We start from the raw sequence: 17,845 nt of genomic DNA, 5'->3' as shown, positions 1-17,845 counted from the left end.
TGTACGGGTGCGCTTGAGGGGACGTCAGGGCCGAACCCGCTCGGCACAGGAGGGCCGGGGCAGACGGGACATCGGAAAGGCTCGGTGTCGTCAACTCCCACAGTGCAAGAGGCTCCCCCTCACCCACGCCGTTCTGACGGTACGTCAGGCGACCGTCGACGCCGACGTGACGGCACGACGGCCGAGTTGCTGACACGAACGGCGATCAGTCCCGTTGATTCAGCACTCACTCGCAGTAGAAGGACGCCTACATGAGAAGATCCTGGATTCTGCCCGTCATCACACTTGTCACTGCCGCGCTCGGGGTGACGGCGGCAGGTGTGACCCCTGCCTCCGCCGCCTCGACCACGCCCTTGCGGGTCATGCCGTTGGGCGACTCGATCACCTGGGGGGTGGGAAGCAGTACGGGCAACGGCTACCGGGGTCCGTTGCGGGACAAGCTCGCGGCGGACGGCCATCCGGTGGACTTCGTCGGCACGTTGCGGGGCGGTTCGATGTCCGACCCCGACAACGAAGGCCACTCCGGATACAAGATCCACCAGATCGCCGCGCTCGCCGACGCATCGCTGACCCGCTACCGGCCCAACGTCGTGACGCTGGAGATCGGCACCAACGACCTCAACGAGAGCTACCAGCCCTCCACCGCCACCGACCGACTGAAGTCTTTGGTCAACCAGATCACCGCCGCCGCCCCCGACGCAACGGTCCTCGTGGCCTCCCTGGTCGTGTCCACCAGCGGCTCGGAGGAGCAGTACAGGGCCGCGTACAACCGGGCCATCCCTCAGATCGTGAGCGACGCGCAGGCCGCGGGCAAGAAGGTCGCCTCCGTGGACATGAGCAGCCTGACCACGGCCGACCTGGCCGACACCCTGCACCCCAACGACTCGGGCTACCAGAAAATGGCCGACGCCTTCCACCGCGGCATCCAGGCCGCGGACAGCGCGGGGTGGCTGAGGAACCCCGCTCCCGCCGCAGCACGCGTGGAGTCCGGCATCGCCGGCAAGTGCCTGGATGTCAACGGCGCCGGTACCGCCGACGGGACGGCCGTCCAGACCTGGAGCTGCGGGGACGGCGCCAACCAGTTCTGGTCCGCCTACACCGACGGCACCCTGCGCTCCATGGGCAAGTGCCTCGACGCCGACGGCTGGGGCACCGCCAACGGCACCAAGGTGCAGATCTGGGCCTGCCACGGCGGCTCCAACCAGGTCTGGCAGCCCTACAACGGCGGCTACCGCAACCCCGCCTCCGGCCGCTGCCTGGACGTTCCGGGCTTCTCCACGGCCGACGGCACGCAGCTCCAACTGTGGGACTGCCACGGCGGCGCCAACCAGAAGTGGACCACTCTGACCGCCGGATGACCCCCGCTCCGGGGACCGGAGCCCTTTGCGGGCTCCGGTCCCCGGAGGACATCGGTGGCACAGGAGCGGTGATCCGCCAGGACACACCCCCGCGAAAGCCGAGTGTGAAGCTGACGCGAGCGGTAGTTGTCGAAGCGCTTCGACGGTGCCATCCTCCTCGTCATGCTGTCAATGGACCCGGCAGGAGAAAGTTTCTCGCCCTGAACAGGCCCTTGTTTCCTGAGAAATAAATCCGTTACCTTTCGGCTGCATTGAAGCGCTTCGACAACCCCGCCCGCAGGAAGGCCGCCGCCATGAGCCATGAGTCGAACCGCAGAAGCCTCGTCAGCACAGCAGCCTCGGTCACATGAGCGGTCTCACCGGCCCCGGCTCACCGCCGCGCAACTCGCCTTTCCGCATCCGAGGAAGCCTCATGACGGCACGCAGCATCACCGACCGCCTGGGCGGCCTCGCCTTCGGCGGCGACTACAACCCACGCGCGGTTCGGAGGGGGCTCTCTTCTTCCAGTGGCGGCAGTCCCGGGCGGGCGCCGAGAACCTCCACCTCTACGCGCCCATCGCGGCGTCCGCGCCCACCGCCGTCACTCCCGAACAGGGTGCCGTCTGGGCGTACCCCCAGCCGGAGGACTCCCTCGACGAGGTGGCCTTCACCATGGTCAACGCGCTCCTCGGCCGGATCCACCTCTCCGGCCGCATTCCCGAACTCGAGCCGGAGGCCCGCGCCCTGGTCCACGAGGCGGTGGCGGCGTACAAGGCCATCCGCGCCGACCTGCCGCACACCGTGCCGTCCTGGCCACTCGGCCTTCCCGCCTGGGACGACCCCTGGATCGCCCTGGCCCTGCGCACTCCCGCCACCACCTACCTCACCGCCTGGCGCCGCCCCGGAACCGACGCCACGGCGACGCTTCACCTGCTCCACCTGCGGGACACCGCCGCCCGTGTCGACCTGCTCTACCCCTCGAGCAGTCGGGCCGTCTCCTCCTGGACGCCCGGCACGGCCGAGCTGAGCCTGGCCCTGCCCACCGCGCCGTCCGCCGTCCTCCTCCGCATCACCCCCACAGACCCCGGGGCTCCCTGAACCACCCACGCCTGCACCACGACTCGACGAGAGGACCTATCGGGTGCCCCCTCTGCACCGGCGGGACGGACGCTTCGCCAACCCCGTGATCCCCGGCTTCCACCCCGACCCGAGCATCTGCCGCGTCGGCGACGACTACTACCTCGCCTGCTCCAGCTTCGAGTACTTCCCCGGCGTACCGCTGTTCCACAGCCGCGACCTGGTGAACTGGACGCAGATCGGGAACGCCCTGGACCGGCCGAGCCAGTTGCGCCTGCCGGCCGACATGCCGTCCTCCGGCGGGATCTACGCCCCCACGCTGCGCCACCACGACGGCCGCTTCTGGCTGATCGTCACCAACTGCAGCGAGGGCGGCGGCAACCTGATCGTCACGGCGACCGACCCCGCCGGACCGTGGTCGGATCCCGTTCGGGCGCCGGGTGTGCCCGGCATCGATCCCGATCTGGCCTGGGACGAGGACGGCAGCTGCTGGTGCACGGTCGCCGGGGTCTCGCAGGTCCGTATCGACCCGTCCACCGGGCAGACGTACGGAACACCGCACAAGGTCTGGTCCGGCGCGCCCGGCGCCAAGGCCCCGGAGGCGCCACACCTGCACCGGATCGGCGAGTACTGGTACCTGCTCATCGCCGAGGGCGGCACCGAGCGCGGCCACGGTGTGTCGATCGCCCGCGGCCTTACGCCCAGCGGGCCGTTCGAGCCGTGCACGGCGAACCCGGTCCTCACCCACCGCGGCACCGACCACCCGGTGCAGAACACCGGGCACGCGGACCTGGTCCAGGCCCCGGACGGCTCCTGGTGGATGGTGCTGCTCGGCGTACGACCGCACGGAGGCACTCCCGGCTGGCACGTGCTCGGCCGGGAGACCTTCCTGACACCCGTGACCTGGGTGGACGACTGGCCGGTCGTCGGCGAAGTCGCCCTGGACCTGCCCGAGTTCCCCTGGCCGCTCTCCCCCGGCCCCGTCGTGGAGCACCGGGACGACTTCGAGCTCGCCGAACTACGACCGTCCTGGATTTCCCTACGCGACCGGCCCGCGGAGCACTGCACCACCAAGGAGCGCCCCGGATGGCTGACGCTCCGCGCGCGGGGCGGCTCCCTGGACGAGCCCGACGTGGTGTTCACCGGCCGGCGCCAGCAGCATCTGTCGTGCCGGGCGCGCACTCTGGTCGATGCCGCGGAGGGAAGCGGTGGCCTCGCCGTCCGGCTCGACGAGCGGCACCACTACGCGATCGAGGTGTCCGGCACGCGCGTGCGGGTGGTCGCGCGCGTCGGCTCCCTGCGCACGGTCGTGGCCGCACGGTCCGTGCCCGCCGGGCCTGTGGTCCTCGCCGTCACGATCACGGAACCGCCGTCTCCGCACGGGCCGTGCACCGGACCCGACGTCGTCTCCCTCGGCGTCGAGCAGCCCGACGGCTCGTTCACCGAGCTCGCGGCACTCGACGGCCGCTACCTGTCGACCGAGGTCGCCGGCGGATTCACGGGCCGGGTCATCGGCATGTACGCCGCGGCAGGCACCGTCCACTTCGACTGGTTCGACTACGAGCCCCTGGATGACTGAACCCGCCTTCTCCTGACCACTGAACCGGTCCATTCCTGACCACGGATGGAACCAACCCGTACGCCGACCGAAAGGCACGACCGCCCCAAAGGCACGACGACCGAAAGGCATGACCGACCGAAAGGCATGACCGACCGAAAGGCATGACGCATGCAGGACATACGGCAACCCGCGCACCACCGCGGCCGCGGCCCCGGGCGCCTGGCCGGCCTGCTGATGGCGCTGCTCGTGATCCTGGGACTGTCCGGCAGCACCGCGCTGGCCGCGCCCGGCGGCACGGCACAGCAGGCAGGCTCCACGGTCAGAGTTATGGGCCGCGCCATGGACGCCGTCGCGGCGATGCAGCCCAGCTGGAACCTGGGCAACACCCTGGACGCGATTCCGGACGAGACGTCCTGGGGCAACCCCAAGGCCATCAGGGAGCTGTTCGCAACCATCCGTGCGCAGGGCTTCCGCAGCGTCCGCATCCCCGTCACCTGGAGAGCGCACCAGTCCACCACCGCGCCCTACACCGTCGACGATGCGTAATGAGCCGCGTCAAACAGGTGGTCGACTGGGCGCTCGCCGAGAACCTCTACGTCGTGCTCAACGTCCACCACGACTCATGGCAGTGGATCTCGGTTTTCCGGCACGGTCGCGTCACCCCATCCCCTCGCCTGCTGCCGCCTGCCATTCTGGCACCTGATCTGCTCAACCTCTTGTCGGTCAGGTGGCGCAGGGCGTGCCGTTGAGGGTGAAGTCGATGGGCGTGGCGGTATCGCCGGTGTGGGCGGCCTGGAAGCCGATGTCGACGAGCGCGCCGGGGGCGATGGTGGCGTTGTGGGACACGATCCTGGCCGTCACCCTGTCTGGCAGCCGGGCAGGGTGACGGCCAGGGACCAGCCGTCGATCGTCGTAGTGCCGGTGTTGGTGAGGGTGATGTTGGAGGTCAGTCCGGTGTTCCAGGCGCTGCGGTCACGGTGGTGCCGGGGGTGAACCGCCACCAGTTCACGTTGAGCAGGTAACCGCTGCCGCCGGTGAACCGCAGGTAGAGATCCTGGGTCCCCGTGGCGCCGCTGACCGGGCAGGTCACCGTCGTCCAGGTCTGCCAGCCGCCGGTGTTCGGCACACCGCACCGGCCCACGACCGCCCCGCTCGGGGAGCCCAGGCGCAGTTCGACGGTGCCGCCGCCGCTGCCGGAGGCCACGCGCGCGGTGAAGGAGGACGCGCCCGAGCCGAAGGCCACGCCCTTGACCTTGATGTAGTCGCCGTTGTCGATCCAGCCGACGTTCATGCCGCCTTCGCCGGCCGGTTCGGTCTCGATCCCGGAACCCCAGGCGATCGTCTCGGCTTCCTGGCGTACGTAGGGGTTGAGCGTGCCGACCTGGGGTGCGCCGGTGTTCGTCATGGTGATGGTCGGGATGGTGCCGTCGGCGTTGTAGGAGAACCTCTCCACCGCGACCGAGCGGGTGAAGCCACCGCCGCCCGGGAGCCCGCCGTTGTGGTAGAAGAAGTACGAATTGCCTTTGAAGTCCACGATCCCGGGGTGGTTGGTGAAGCTGCTGCCCTGTGTGGGCATGACCGTCCCGCGGTAGGTCCAGGGCCCGGTCGGGCCGGGCGCCGTGGAGTAGGCGATGAATTCCGAGCAGCACTTGGCCGCGAAGACCATGTAGTACAGGCCGTTCCGCTTGTAGACCCACGGTCCCTCTTCGTACAGGGTGGGGCGGTTGGGGTCGCCGGTGCGTGTGCCGAACCCGGCGGTGGTGAGGGGAATCCTGGTGGGGCTGCCCGAGTAGGAGGTCATGTCGGCGTTCAGCCTGACGTACGTCAAGTTCGGGTTGCCCCAGTACAGATACGCCTGGCCGTCGTCGTCGATGAACACGGTCGGATCGATCTCACCGTTCTCCACCAGGGGGTGGCCGAGGGCGTCCCGGAACGGGCCGGTGGGGCTGTCCGCCACCGCCACCCCGATGGCCATCCGGCCGGTCGCCCGGTTCTTCACCGGCACGTACCAGTAGAACCGGCCGTTGCGCTGCACGGCCTGTCCCGCCCACGCGTCGGCGGACGCCCAACTGAAGGTGGTCAGGCTGAGCGGGGAGCCGTGGTCGGTCCAGTTGACCATGTCGGCGGAGGACCACACCCGCCAGTCCTTCATGGTGAAGTAGGTGGAGCCGTCCTCGTCGTGCCCGGTGTAGAGGTAGACCCGTCCGTCATGGACCAGCGGGGCCGGGTCGGCGGTGTAGATGTGCTGCACGATGGGGTTGTCGGCCCGGGCCGGGGTGGGCTGCACCGCGGCGGGAACGACGGCGAACGCCAGCAGGAGGCCCACCACCCAGGCGACTGCCCGGGTGAGCCTCGTGCCGGTGGCGGGTAACGGTCGCGCCGTGATCATCATGGCCTCCGTTGGATGTCGGCTGGCGGCTGAGCTGTTGGCCGGTGCGCGACGTCCCTCACGCGCGGTTCCACTTCTGGCCGGCCTGGCCGTTGCAGGTCCACAGGACCAGCGGGGTTCCGTTGGCGGTGCCGGACCGGTCGACGTCGAGGCACAACCCGGCGTGGACGTTGCGGATCGTCCCGTCGGAGCCGACGGTCCACTTCTGGTTGTTCTGGCCGTTGCAGGGCCAGGTGATGACCCGGGTTCCGTTGGCGGTTCCCTGGTTGTAGGCGTCCAGGCATTTGTCGCCGAAGACCCGGATCTCGCCGCCGGCCCACGTGGTCCACAGCTGGTTGGCGGCCGTGTGGCAGTCCCAGATCAGTGCCGTGGCTCCAGCCGCGGTGGAGGCGTTGTCCACGTCCAGGCAGCGGCCGGAGGCGTTGCCGCGCAGCCGCGAGGTGGTGGCGGCCAGCGGGCTGCCACCGCTCACCCGGAACACGGCCACGCCGTGTGCGGGGACGCTCGCCGAGATCTGCCCGGACGTGCTGGACGTGCCGCCGGTCCACAGGTCCGTGAGCGTGAACGACCCGTCGGCCAGGCCGACTTGCGCCGCCGTGGTGGTGACCGTCGCCGTGCCGCCTCCCCGGTTGAACAGGCCCACCGCGACCGAACCGTCGGACAGGGGCTTGGCGAACACCTCGGTGCCGCCGTCGTCGCGCACCCTGCGCCCGCCCGCGCCCAGCGGGTCCTGGTTCACCGCCAGCAGACGCGGGTTGCGCAGGATCGCGCTCACATCGGCGGACATGGTGCGGATGTCGTTGCCGGCCATGAGCGGGGCACCCATCAGCGCCCACAGGGCGAAGTGCGAACGGGATTCGGTCAGTGACAGGCCGGGACGGCCGACGACCAGCATGTCGGGGTCGTTCCAGTGTCCCGGGCCCGACTGCGCCGCCAGCGGCGCGGTGACGTCCAGGACGTTGCCGACGCCCATCGGATAGCTGTTGGTGTTGCCGTTCTGCCAGATGTCGAGCAGGTCCTCGGTCGTCCGCCACAGGTCGGCGACCTCGCCCCAGTTGTAGGTGGCGCCGGTGATGGCGTGGAAGCTGTTGGGGTTGATGCTGTAGACGATCGGCCGCCCGGTGGCACGCAGGGCGTCGCGCATGAGCTTGAACCGCGCGACCTGCTCGTCACGGGTGCCGCTGGAGGAGCACCAGTCGTACTTGAGGTAGTCGACGCCCCATGAGGCGAACGTGGCGGCGTCCTGGGTCTCGTGCCCCCTGCTGCCCGTCGACCCGGGATAGCCGCCGCTGGTCTGCGCGCAGGTGCGCTCACCCGGCACCTGGTAGATGCCGAACTTCAGGCCCTTGCTGTGGATGTAGTCCCCGAGCGCCTTCATCCCGCTTGGAAATTTGGTCGGATTGGACCGCAGGTTGCCCGCCGCGTCACGCTGCGGGTCGAACCAGCAGTCGTCGACCACCACGTACCGGTAGCCGGCCTCCCGCATGCCCGAGGACGCCATCGCGTCGGCGGCCTGGCGAACCTGCGTCTCGGTGACCCCGCATCCGAAGCTGTTCCAGCTGTTCCAGCCCAGAGGTGGGGTGAGTGCCGGGCTGCCGGGCGCGGCCGAGGCGGTCGAGTGGGCGGAAGCCGTGAAGGACGCGGCGACCGCCAGCGCGGCGGCCGAGAGAAGACGGAGCAGTCGTCTGCCTGGTTGCGTGGGCACCGTGGGCTCCTTTCAGGGGAGGGCGCCGTGGGCTGGTCACCGACGGCGCCCGCGAGGGCTCGGCGAAACGATGCGATCGTCGACAGGCCGATTCGTTGGTGCGGGGCGGGCGGAAACGCGGTGGGACCGGCTTGCACGGCGCATGACGGGCAGACAGCGGATGACCACTGCGCTGCGGCCGACCCTGTCATGCATGCGACCCCTGTCGACGGTTCGAAATTTCGATCGGATTTCGGATCGCCGACCTCACGGAGATTAGAGTGATTCCCGAGCATGTCAACACCGACCGACCGGTCAACCGTTCGGCCGAAACCTCATCGCCCCGCGACAGCGGGGTCGCGGGGAAGTGCTCCGATGACTCCCGAGCTCCCTGCCCCAGCCCTGACTCCGAAAGATTTCGTTGATTCCAGCGAATCCTGCGAGATGTATTGACGGGATGTCTGGGACTCCTATCATCCTGGATGCTCAACGAGTCAGTTTCAACGAGCCACAGCAGTCAGCGTTCGCGATCTCGAACACGTGAGCTCAACCCGTTACCGAAGCGCCCCCACACACGGAGAGAACGACACATGGATATGTCATGCTCTCGCCAATATATGGATCGCCGCCGGGCGCTGACCGCCGCCGGCGGCCTGGTCACCGGTGCCTTCCTGCCTCTGGCCGGGGCGTCCCGGACCGCCGCTGCCACTCCCGACGCCGAACCGGCCCTCGCGGCCGCCGCGGAGTACACCAACCCGGTGATCTGGCAGGACTTCGCGGACATCGATGTCATCCGCGTCGGCGCCACCTACTACGCCTCCGCCTCAACGATGCACTACTCGCCGGGCGCACCCGTCCTGCGTTCGTACGACCTGGTGAACTGGGAGATCGCCGGTCACTCGGTGCCCGTCCTGGACTTCGGCCCCAAGTACGACCTCAACGGCGCCCGTGGCTACGTCCGGGGAATCTGGGCCTCGTCACTTGCCTACCGCCCGAGCAACAGGACGTTCTACTGGCTCGGCCAGATCGACTTCGCCCGGACGTACGTCTACACCGCCACCGCCGTAGAGGGACCGTGGAACAGGCTGACGACGATCAGCACTCCCTACTACGACGCGGGGCTGCTCGTCGACAGTGACGACACCCTGTACGTGGCGTACGGGAACACCACCATCAACGTGGCCCAGCTCTCGCCCGACGGCCGCAACCAGGTCCGCACGCAGCAGGTGTTCACCACACCGTCGAGTGTCGGCACCCTCGAGGGCTCCCGCTTCTACAAGATCAACGGGCAGTACTACATCTTCCTGACCCGCCCCGCGAACGGGCAGTACATCCTGAAGTCGTCGAACGGCCCCTTCGGTCCGTACACGATGCGGCAGGTCCTCCTCAACCTGCGCGGGCCGATCCCCGGCGGTGGCGTCCCGCACCAGGGCGGGCTGGTGCAGACGCAGAGCGGCGCCTGGTACTACATGGCCTTCGTGGACGCTTATCCCGGCGGCCGGATGCCTGCCCTGGCCCCGGTGACCTGGACCTCGGACGGCTGGCCCGTCGTGCAACTGGTCAACGGCGCGTGGGGCGCCTCGTATCCCAGCCCGGCCATGCCCACTCCACCCCGCCAGGTCACCCCCATGACCGGCGTCGACACGTTCGACGGCACGGCCCTCAAACCGCGGTGGGAGTGGAACCACAACCCGGACAACACCAAGTGGTCCGTCAACAACGGACTGACCCTGCGGACCGCGACCGTCACCAACGACCTGTACTGGGCCCGCAACACCCTCACGCACCGCATCCAGGGTCCCACCTCCACCGCAACGGCCCTGCTCGACCACTCGGCGATGCGGGACGGCGACCGGGCCGGACTCGCGCTGCTGCGTGACTCCTCCGCGTGGATCGGTGTCAAACGCGACGGCGGGGTGACGCGGGTCGCGATGGTCAACGGGCTGACCATGGACGGCAACTGGAACACCACCGGCACCGGCACCGAGGTCGCGAGCGCCACAGTCTCCGGCGGCCGCATCTGGCTGCGCGCGAGCGCGGACATCCGCCCCGGCGCGGCACGCCCCGGCACGTTCTCCTACAGCACCGACGGCACCAACTTCACCCGCCTCGGGCCCGCCTTCTCCATGGGCAACGACTGGCGGTTCTTCATGGGCTACCGATTCGCCCTCTTCAACCACGCGACGCAGGCACTCGGCGGCGCGGTCCGCGTCTTGCGGTTCGAGCTGTCGACGCCCTGATCCGATCCCACCGACCGCACCACCCAACCCCCCACCGACCGTAGAGGAGAACCATGAAGCCGCTGACGCGGCTCGGCCGTCGCCGAGCCTCGGTGTTATCCCTGATGGCCGTGGCCGCCCTGGTGACGCCCGTCGCCGCGACCGCCGCGCCCGCCACGTCCGACGCCGTCCGGGCCTCCACTCTCGGAGCCCAAGCAGCCCAGTCCGGACGGTACTTCGGGACCGCCGTGGCCGCCGGACGGCTCGGCGACGGAACGTACACCGGCATCCTGGGTCGCGAGTTCAACTCGGTCACACCCGAGAACGAGATGAAGTGGGACGCGACCGAGCGCAACCGCGGACAGTTCACCTTCGGCGCCGCCGACCAGATCGTGAACGGCGCGACGTCCCACGGTCAGCGCGTGCGGGGCCACACGCTGGTGTGGCACTCCCAGTTGCCCGACTGGGTCAAGGGCATCAGGGACGCGAACACGCTGCGCGGCGTGATGAACAACCACATCACCACGGTGATGAACCGCTACAAGGGCCGGATCCACTCCTGGGACGTGGTCAACGAGGCCTTCGCCGACGGCGGCAGCGGCCAGCTGCGCAGCTCGGTCTTCCGGGACGTCCTGGGCACCGGCTTCCTCGAGCAGGCGTTCCGCACGGCCCGGACGGTCGATCCGTCGGCCAAGCTCTGCTACAACGACTACAGCATCGAGAACTGGAGCGACGCCAAGACCCAGGGCGTGTACCGCATGGTGCGCGACTTCAAGTCGCGCGGCGTGCCCATCGACTGCGTCGGCTTCCAGTCCCACTTCGGCGCCGGCGGCCCGCCGTCGAGCTTCCAGACGACGCTGTCGAACTTCGCCGCACTCGGCGTGGACGTACAGATCACCGAGCTGGACATCGCGCAGGCGTCGCCGAACGCGTACGCGAACACGGTCAGGGCCTGCATGAACGTGGGGCGCTGCACCGGCATCACCGTCTGGGGCATCCGCGACAGCGACTCCTGGCGCGGCGGGGAGAACCCGTTGCTGTTCGACCGCAACGGCAACAAGAAGGCGGCCTATCAGGCAACGCTCACCGCGTTGGGCGGCAGGGCAGCGGTACAGCGGACGGACGCCCGTTCGGATCGGTCCGCCGCCGCACTCCCCTCCTCCTTTCGCTGGAGCTCGAGCGGAGCACTGATCTCCCCCAAGCCGGACGCGACCCACAGGATCGCCGGGATCAAGGACCCGTCGGTCGTCTACTACAACGGCAAGTACCACGTGTTCGCGAGCACCGCGAGCTCCTCCGGGTACAACCTGGTGTACCTGAGCTTCAGTGACTGGTCGCAGGCCGGGTCGGCCACCCACCACTACCTCGACCGCACCGCCATCGGCGCCGGGTACCGGGCCGCTCCCCAGGTCTTCTACAACACACAGCAGCGCCTGTGGTACCTCGTCTACCAGACCGGCAACGCCTCCTACTCCACCAACCCCGACATCAGCAACCCCAACGGGTGGAGCGCACCGCGCAACTTCTACTCGTCGATGCCGGACATCATCAGGCGGAACATCGGCAACGGCTACTGGGTCGACATGTGGGTGATCTGCGACAACGCCAACTGCTACCTGTTCTCCTCCGACGACAACGGACACCTGTACCGCTCCCAGACGACCGTCGGCCAGTTCCCGAACGGCTTCACCAACACCGTCATCGCGGCCCAGGACTCCAAGTTCGCCATGTTCGAAGCGAGCAACGTGTACAAGGTGCAGGGCAGCAACCAGTACCTGCTCCTCGTGGAGGCCGTCGGCTCGGACGGCCGGCGATACTTCCGCTCCTGGTCCGCGAGCAGCCTCGCCGGCTCGTGGTCACCCCTGGCCGCGTCCGAGGGCAACCCGTTCGCCAAGTCGAGCAACGTGACGTTCCCCTCCGGTAGTTGGACCCGGGACATCAGTCACGGCGAGATGATCCGCGCGGGCTACGACCAGACGCTCACGATCCCGGCCTGCAAGCTCCAGTACCTGTACCAGGGCAAGGACCCGAACGCGGGCGGTGACTACAACAGTCTGCCGTGGCGGCTGGGTCTGCTCACCCAGAACAACTCGACCTGCTGACCATATGGGCCCCGCCCCTCGCGCGGGGCCCATGCCCACTCTTCCTCCGCCGTCCCGAACGCGCTGCGGGCCGAGGTCGACCGCTCCTGAGGAGGGGCGCGGACCGACCTCGGCCCTGGTGTCGGGTCAGCCGCCGCTGACGGTCAGGTTGTTGGTGTTGAAGTCGAGTCCTCCGGCCGACGAGGTGATCTCATAGCCGAACTGGACGTCGCCGATGATCTCGTTGCCGGACATCCAGCCCTTGGTGTAGGCGATCCAGTTGAGGATCGGCTTGATGTCCACGGTGCCGGAGTTGGAGTCGGACGTCCGCAGGAACGAGAACACCTGGTTGGACCCGTTGGTGCCCTTGTAGACGTTCCGGTTGTGGCCACCGACTGTGACGTTGTCCTGGAAGGTGCCGATCGGGCCGACGGCTCAACGGACCAGCTCCGGCTGCTGTCGCGGCACCGCAAGCCTTCAGTGGACAAATACGCGAACGCCTGCTGCTCGCCGCCAGGGAAAGACTCGATGCGGGCGCTTCCGGAGGCCTCGGAGTACGAGGATCACCGCCTGGGGCGACCGCGGCACAACGAGTGGGGCAGGGCGCCGGCGGTGTGATGAGGGCGGCGCGCGGAACGACCGACGCGCCAATGCCCGGCGTTCCGCGGTGGGAACGCCGGGCATTATCGGATGGGCGCGATCAGGCCGGGCGAATGTTTTCCGCCTGCGGGCCCTTCTGGCCCTGGGTGACGTCGAACTCCACCGTCTGCCCCTCCTGCAGCTCGCGGTACCCCTGGCCGGTGATGTTGGAGTAGTGCGCGAACACGTCGGGGCCACCGCCCTGCTGCTCGATGAAGCCGAAGCCCTTCTCGCTGTTGAACCACTTGACTGTGCCCTTGGCCATGACCGTCTCCTTCGAGGGAAACCGGGCCCGCGCCCTGCGCGCCCGGGAGGTGATCGCCCTGGTCCGGAGAGGTGCTGAACAGCAAGAACGCCCGCGATGGCGATCACGGGCGAACGAGACTTCGGAACCACGACTGCTGATCACAACGCTATATCGGTCTGCCGGACATCGCCACCGAAAACGCGCCGACACGGTGTCCTAGGGTCGGATCAGGCCGGATCAGGGAGCGGGGTCCGGTGCCGTGCATCGCAAGGCGGAGGAGGGCGGCAGGGCGGAGCCCTGCCAACCGACGACAACGCGGCGAGGCGCGGTGCCGGACCCCGCGAGCCCGGCATGATCCGAACGAGAGGCCCTAGATGCAGGCGGAGGGTGAGACGGGCCGGTAGCGGTCGCGGTAGCCGATGTCGGGACGCATGAAGTCGACCGCCCCTTCCGACCTCCACAACGGTGTGTACCAGGCCCTCACTTGGCCTGGAAGCGGAGTTCGTCACTGGGCCGGGAGGTCTGCTCCATGGCGTCGAGGTGTACGTCGACCCGAGGGGTGTGACGTGGAAACAGCGCCAGTGCGACCAAGAATAAACACGATCGAACAAAGTTGCACTTACCGGCATCCGCTGCGCCCGGTCCGAATCGATGCCGCCAGAGCCCTTGACGTCCGTTGGCTGCGTAGACATGACCGCGTGGACATACAGTTGACCTCCTTCGTTCGCCTACGTCTCTCCTCCCCTGACCACCGTGCGCCAGCCCTTCGAGGCAGCGGCCCGGGAAGGAATCCGCCTTCTCGTACACGCGATCGAGAAGCCCGACACCGACCTGCCGCAGGCGAGCGACCCACCGGTCGAACTCGTCGTCCGCGGCTCGACCGCGCCTCCGCCGTCCCACCCCGACGCACCGGAACAGCGCACCACCTGAGAGCACCCCGGCAGCAGCAGGGAGCACACCCGAACGCCCGGGCATCGCTGTGCCACTCGCCGACTGTCCCATAGCGAGGACGGCCGGTCGCGATCCGCGTCGCCGATTCATTCGCGGTGGACGCGCCTTCGGGCTCGCCGCTTCCCACCCGGATGGAGAACCAGTCCACCGCCAACGGCGCCAGAATCCTGCAGTGGGACGACAACGGCACCCTCGACCACGAATGGGCGGCCTCTCCCCACCCCGCGGGTGGCTTCACCCTCGTCAACCGGCTGACCGGCAAGTACCTGGAGATCCCCAGTGCCTCCACCACCGCCGGACAGTGGGACAGCACCAGCTGCGCCTGCCAGCGCTGGAACCTCGCCCAGACCGACCTGCCTCCCCTCGGCACCGGTCAGTACGCACTCGTCACAAACTCGTCAAACGCGGGCAGCGGCCTGCTGGCCGCCGTGGCCCAGTCGTCCACCGCCAACGGCGCATCCGTCGTTCAGTGGAACGACGCCGGCATCGACGACCAACTGTGGAAGATCGTCCGCATCAACTGAGCCCCGCCCCAGAAACCAGGCTGTCCATGGCGCGCCCGCTCCCCTGGCCCCGACCTGAGAGTCCACGGCCAGGGGAGCGGCTGTCCCTGGCGGTGTCGAGTCGATCGTGCCTCGGGCCCGAGAAACAGCACTCTCTTTGCCATCGGCCGTTTCCGGGCACGCCGGATGAGGAAAAGCACGAAAATGACACCCTACGGCAACGCAAGTCCTACGCCCCGTAATCTGCCAGGCTTTGTAGTGCCAAAAAACAGCACAAAAGAAGAAACAGTCGAAATGGGACACCCCTGTGAGGGCATCCGGGAACCACGGAGATGAGGCATATGTCGAGTCTTTTACCGGCTCAGCAGTGGGCCGCATTCCGGATACCGGCCTCTGAGACCATGTCCCGGGGCCGTCTGACCGAGCAGTTCGCCCACTGCTCGTTGGGCTTGGTGGTCGCCCCGCCCGGCTTCGGCAAGACCGCGCTGTTGGCGCAGGCGGCCAAGGCGCATCCGGGCCCGGTGACGTGGTATCAGGCCCGGTCCGGCGCCGATCAGCAGGAGTTGCTGACCACGCTCGGGTACCCGGCAGACGCGCTGGCGGGCTCCGGCGGGCCGCCCGGCGCGGCCCCGCAGGTGTCGCGGCGCCGGGATGCCAGGGACGGCGAAGCGGTCGGGCGACTGGTCGTCGTTGATGACATGCACCTGCTCTCAGCGGCCGCGCGGGCGCTGGTGATCCGTCTCGGCCAGCTGGCACCGCCACACCCGCGGATGCTGATCGGGACGCGCCCCGCCGCCGGGATGTCGGTGGCCGCGCTGGAGGCGTCGAACGCGACGGTGGTGAACGCCGACGCGCTGCGTTTCCGCTCCTGGGAGGTCGAGCGCCTGTTCCCGCATCTGTACGACACGGCGCTGCGCCCCGGATTCGCGCTGCCCCTGGTCCGGGCCACAGGCGGCAGGGCCGCGACGCTGAGGCTGTTCGCCAGAGCCGTGGCGGCCCGCCCCGACACCGGTCAGGAGCGGATCCTGGCCGACGGGATGTTCGGCCGCGAATACCTGGAGCGGGAGGTGATCGCCCCGCTCCCCGACCGTCTCAGGCGTTTCCTGACGGAGACCTGCCTGCTGAGCCGGATCACCGCCGACGCCTGCCACGCGCTGACCGGCCGGGCCGACAGCGCCGAGATGCTGTGGTCCCTGGCCCATGAGCACGGGGTCCTGCGCGCCGACCCGGACGGACGGACGTACGTCGCCGAGCCGCTGCTCCGGGAGTGTCTGCGCGCGCGGCTCACGAGCACACTGACCGATCCCGAACTGGCGCGGCTGCGCGGCCGGGCCGCTGCCTGCGCCACCGTAGGCGATCATCAGGACCCGCCGCCTTCGGCGGTGCGCCGCCGCCTCGGGTCCGCCGACTGGCCCGACCCCCTGCGCGCCGCCGTCGCAGGCACACCGGACACGCGGCTCGGCCGCTCCGTCGGACGCGTCGCCGAGGGCGGTTCCAGCAGCTCCGCCGCCCTCCTCGTCCAGGGCATCGCCGCCGCCCTGACCGGCGACAGGACGGCCGGCACCACCGTAGGCCGGGCGTTGGCGCAGGCACCGGACGACGCCCTGGTAGCGCTGTCCGGGCAGCTGGTCCGGGTGGCGCTGGCCGTGCTGGCGGGGGGTCCGGCCGGGCCGGTCCCCTACCCGGAACTCCAGCGGATCGCGTACGACGCCGAACGGCTGGACCTGCTGTGGCTGAGCCGGGCCGCCCGGTGCCTGCTGGGCCTGGGGCCGCACCCCGAGGACGCCGGGCAGCCGGTCGTCGTGCTGGACGAGTGCACCCGGCTCGGCGACGCCGAAGGGGCGGCACTCGCCGCATCGGCCGTGTGCCTGCGCTCGGTACGGACGGGGCGCCCCGGCATCGGCGAGTTGGAGGACGTCGTGCGGCGGTTCCGGGCGCTGGGCTGGGGCCTGCTGGAGGCGTGGGGCCGGGCCGCCCTCGCCGTCGTGGAGGCAGCGCACGACCTGCCGGACGCGGGGCAGCGCGCCGCCCAGGCGGAAGCGTTCGCCCGGTCGGCGGGGGTACCGGGCGCACGTGCGCTGGCCATGGGCGCGATGGCTCTGGCGGCGCCTGACGCGGCGAACCGGGCGGAGTTGCAGGAGGCTACCTGGTCGACGGCCCGGTCCGCGCAACTGCCGGTGGCCGGGCTGCGCTCCTGGCTCACCGCGCTCGCGGCTCCCGTCGGCCCGGTCGGGGACGGCGGAGCGGCAACGGGCAGGACCAAAGCCGGCGGGCACCACACCACCGCGTCCGGACGCGTCCTCGGAGCACAGTCGGTGCCGGGCCTGACGGTGCGTTGCCTCGGTGGCTTCGAGTTCACGCTGGCCGGGCGCGAGCACGACTGGGCGAAGCTGCGCCCCCGGGCACAGGCGGTGCTGCGGCTCCTCGCGGTACGTGCCGGCCAGGCGGTCCACCGTGACCATCTGCTGCTCGCGTTCTGGGACGGAGTGACGACGCCGTCCACGCTGCACAACCTCCAGGTGACGGTCTCCAGTCTGCGTTCCTTCCTGGAACCGGAACGTCCCAGGGGCGGTTCACGGGTCATTGCGCGGCAGGGTGACTCCTACCGGCTGGTGCTGGCGCCCGGTGATGTGAGCGATGTCGCGGCGTTCGAGCGTGCGGTGCGCGACGGGCGACGAGCCCGGGCGCAGATGCGGTTGGAAGAGGCGGCGGATGCGTTCCGCATCGCTCTGGACCACTACGCGGGTGAGTTGCTGCCCGCAGACGGGCAGGCCGAATGGGTGGTCGCCGACCGGGAACGGCTGCGCCGGGAAGCGGCCAACTCGGCCGTGGCTCTGGCCGAGATACGTCTCGCCCAGAGCCGGCCCGTGGAGGCGGTGGAGGCGGCCGAACGCTGCCTCGAGGTCGACGGGCACCGCGACGCCGCGTGGCGGGTCCTGATTCGGGCGTGCGACGCCGCAGGGCTCGCGGCCGACAGTGCGCGGGCCCGGCGTGGCTACTCGGCGATGCTGGCCTCCCTGGGGATCCCACCGTCCGGCGGGCTCTCCCACCCGATCTAGGTGTGCTGTTCGGACAGGTCGGTGACACGGGGCCTGGCACGCCCATCCGCCGGACGGGCCCCAGGTGGTGTCTTGTGGATCATGCCGGGTGGCGGTTC

General features: G+C 69.4%; 12 protein-coding genes and 3 pseudogenes. 9 read left to right on the top strand and 6 right to left on the bottom strand.

Annotation, left to right across the window (positions count from 1 at the left end):
* Nucleotides 1–251: 251 nt before the first annotated feature.
* From AC067M_RS24235 to AC067M_RS24220, 4 genes and pseudogenes are all read left to right on the top strand, one after another.
* Nucleotides 252–1,358, top strand: a complete 1,107-nt coding sequence (locus AC067M_RS24235; protein ID WP_478699102.1) for a ricin-type beta-trefoil lectin domain protein — start codon at nt 252–254, stop codon at nt 1,356–1,358.
* A gap of 651 nt (nt 1,359–2,009) precedes the next feature.
* Complete coding sequence (locus AC067M_RS24230) at nt 2,010–2,435, top strand: hypothetical protein (RefSeq protein ID WP_478699101.1); 426 nt, start codon at nt 2,010–2,012, stop codon at nt 2,433–2,435.
* A gap of 43 nt (nt 2,436–2,478) precedes the next feature.
* Nucleotides 2,479–3,993 carry a glycoside hydrolase family 43 protein gene (locus AC067M_RS24225; RefSeq protein ID WP_478699100.1) on the top strand — a complete coding sequence of 505 codons (1,515 nt, stop codon included), beginning with the start codon at nt 2,479–2,481 and terminating at the stop codon, nt 3,991–3,993.
* A gap of 150 nt (nt 3,994–4,143) precedes the next feature.
* Nucleotides 4,144–4,613, top strand: a pseudogene (locus AC067M_RS24220) (glycoside hydrolase family 5 protein); the annotation flags it as partial.
* Nucleotides 4,614–4,698: 85 nt separating this feature from the next.
* Here the strand turns inward: AC067M_RS24220 and AC067M_RS24215 are convergent.
* From AC067M_RS24215 to AC067M_RS24200, 4 genes are read right to left on the bottom strand one after another with little or no spacing between them, the layout of a single operon-like run.
* The gene (locus AC067M_RS24215) at nt 4,699–4,821 is read right to left on the bottom strand and encodes a cellulose binding domain-containing protein (RefSeq protein WP_478699099.1); all 123 of its coding nucleotides are present in this window, start codon (nt 4,819–4,821) and stop codon (nt 4,699–4,701) included.
* A gap of 11 nt (nt 4,822–4,832) precedes the next feature.
* A complete protein-coding gene (locus AC067M_RS24210; RefSeq protein WP_478699098.1) occupies nt 4,833–4,976 on the bottom strand; it encodes a cellulose binding domain-containing protein in 144 nt (47 codons plus the stop codon).
* Entirely contained in the window at nt 4,922–6,364 is a 1,443-nt protein-coding gene (locus tag AC067M_RS24205; RefSeq protein ID WP_478699097.1) for a glycoside hydrolase family 43 protein, read from the bottom strand. The genes AC067M_RS24210 and AC067M_RS24205 overlap by 55 nt, the downstream gene beginning before the upstream one ends.
* A gap of 58 nt (nt 6,365–6,422) precedes the next feature.
* Complete coding sequence (locus AC067M_RS24200; protein ID WP_478699096.1) at nt 6,423–8,069, bottom strand: glycoside hydrolase family 27 protein; 1,647 nt, start codon at nt 8,067–8,069, stop codon at nt 6,423–6,425.
* A 596-nt stretch (nt 8,070–8,665) separates the two neighbouring features.
* Here AC067M_RS24200 and AC067M_RS24195 point away from each other — a divergent pair.
* Together AC067M_RS24195 and AC067M_RS24190 are read left to right on the top strand one after the other, a co-directional pair.
* Nucleotides 8,666–10,288, top strand: a complete 1,623-nt coding sequence (locus AC067M_RS24195) for a glycoside hydrolase family 43 protein (protein ID WP_478699095.1) — start codon at nt 8,666–8,668, stop codon at nt 10,286–10,288.
* Between the two features lie 53 nt (nt 10,289–10,341).
* On the top strand, nt 10,342–12,369 hold the full coding sequence (locus AC067M_RS24190; protein ID WP_478699094.1) for a glycoside hydrolase: 2,028 nt from the start codon (nt 10,342–10,344) through the stop codon (nt 12,367–12,369).
* Between the two features lie 126 nt (nt 12,370–12,495).
* On the opposite strand, the pseudogene AC067M_RS24185 reads toward AC067M_RS24190, so the two are convergent.
* Together AC067M_RS24185 and AC067M_RS24180 are read right to left on the bottom strand one after the other, a co-directional pair.
* Nucleotides 12,496–12,783: pseudogene (locus tag AC067M_RS24185) on the bottom strand (GH12 family glycosyl hydrolase domain-containing protein); the annotation flags it as partial.
* A 265-nt stretch (nt 12,784–13,048) separates the two neighbouring features.
* Nucleotides 13,049–13,252 carry a cold-shock protein gene (locus AC067M_RS24180; RefSeq protein WP_037680159.1) on the bottom strand — a complete coding sequence of 68 codons (204 nt, stop codon included), beginning with the start codon at nt 13,250–13,252 and terminating at the stop codon, nt 13,049–13,051.
* Between the two features lie 699 nt (nt 13,253–13,951).
* Here AC067M_RS24180 and AC067M_RS24175 point away from each other — a divergent pair.
* The 3 genes and pseudogenes from AC067M_RS24175 to AC067M_RS24165 all read left to right on the top strand — a co-directional run.
* A pseudogene (locus AC067M_RS24175) lies at nt 13,952–14,164 on the top strand (substrate-binding domain-containing protein); the annotation flags it as partial.
* A 116-nt stretch (nt 14,165–14,280) separates the two neighbouring features.
* Complete coding sequence (locus AC067M_RS24170; RefSeq protein ID WP_478699093.1) at nt 14,281–14,709, top strand: RICIN domain-containing protein; 429 nt, start codon at nt 14,281–14,283, stop codon at nt 14,707–14,709.
* Between the two features lie 380 nt (nt 14,710–15,089).
* Nucleotides 15,090–17,747 (top strand): AfsR/SARP family transcriptional regulator, encoded by a 2,658-nt coding sequence (locus AC067M_RS24165; protein WP_478699092.1) that lies wholly within the window; start codon nt 15,090–15,092, stop codon nt 17,745–17,747.
* The last annotated feature ends 98 nt before the right edge of the window (nt 17,748–17,845 follow it).

This window comes from Streptomyces sp. NPDC043427, from assembly GCF_056436655.1.
Note: the sequence above shows the minus strand (reverse complement) of the source record. Positions and strands in the feature narration are given on the sequence as shown.

Excerpts from the sequence above, each read along its gene's own strand:
- AC067M_RS24235 (WP_478699102.1), top strand. The coding sequence starts at position 252 with ATGAGAAGATCCTGGATTCTGCCCGTCATCACACTTGTCACTGCCGCG.
- AC067M_RS24230 (WP_478699101.1), top strand. The coding sequence starts at position 2,010 with ATGGTCAACGCGCTCCTCGGCCGGATCCACCTCTCCGGCCGCATTCCC.
- AC067M_RS24205 (WP_478699097.1), bottom strand. The coding sequence starts at position 6,364 with ATGATCACGGCGCGACCGTTACCCGCCACCGGCACGAGGCTCACCCGG.
- AC067M_RS24195 (WP_478699095.1), top strand. The coding sequence starts at position 8,666 with ATGGATCGCCGCCGGGCGCTGACCGCCGCCGGCGGCCTGGTCACCGGT.
- AC067M_RS24190 (WP_478699094.1), top strand. The coding sequence starts at position 10,342 with ATGAAGCCGCTGACGCGGCTCGGCCGTCGCCGAGCCTCGGTGTTATCC.
- AC067M_RS24180 (WP_037680159.1), bottom strand. The coding sequence starts at position 13,252 with ATGGCCAAGGGCACAGTCAAGTGGTTCAACAGCGAGAAGGGCTTCGGC.
- AC067M_RS24165 (WP_478699092.1), top strand. The coding sequence starts at position 15,090 with ATGTCCCGGGGCCGTCTGACCGAGCAGTTCGCCCACTGCTCGTTGGGC.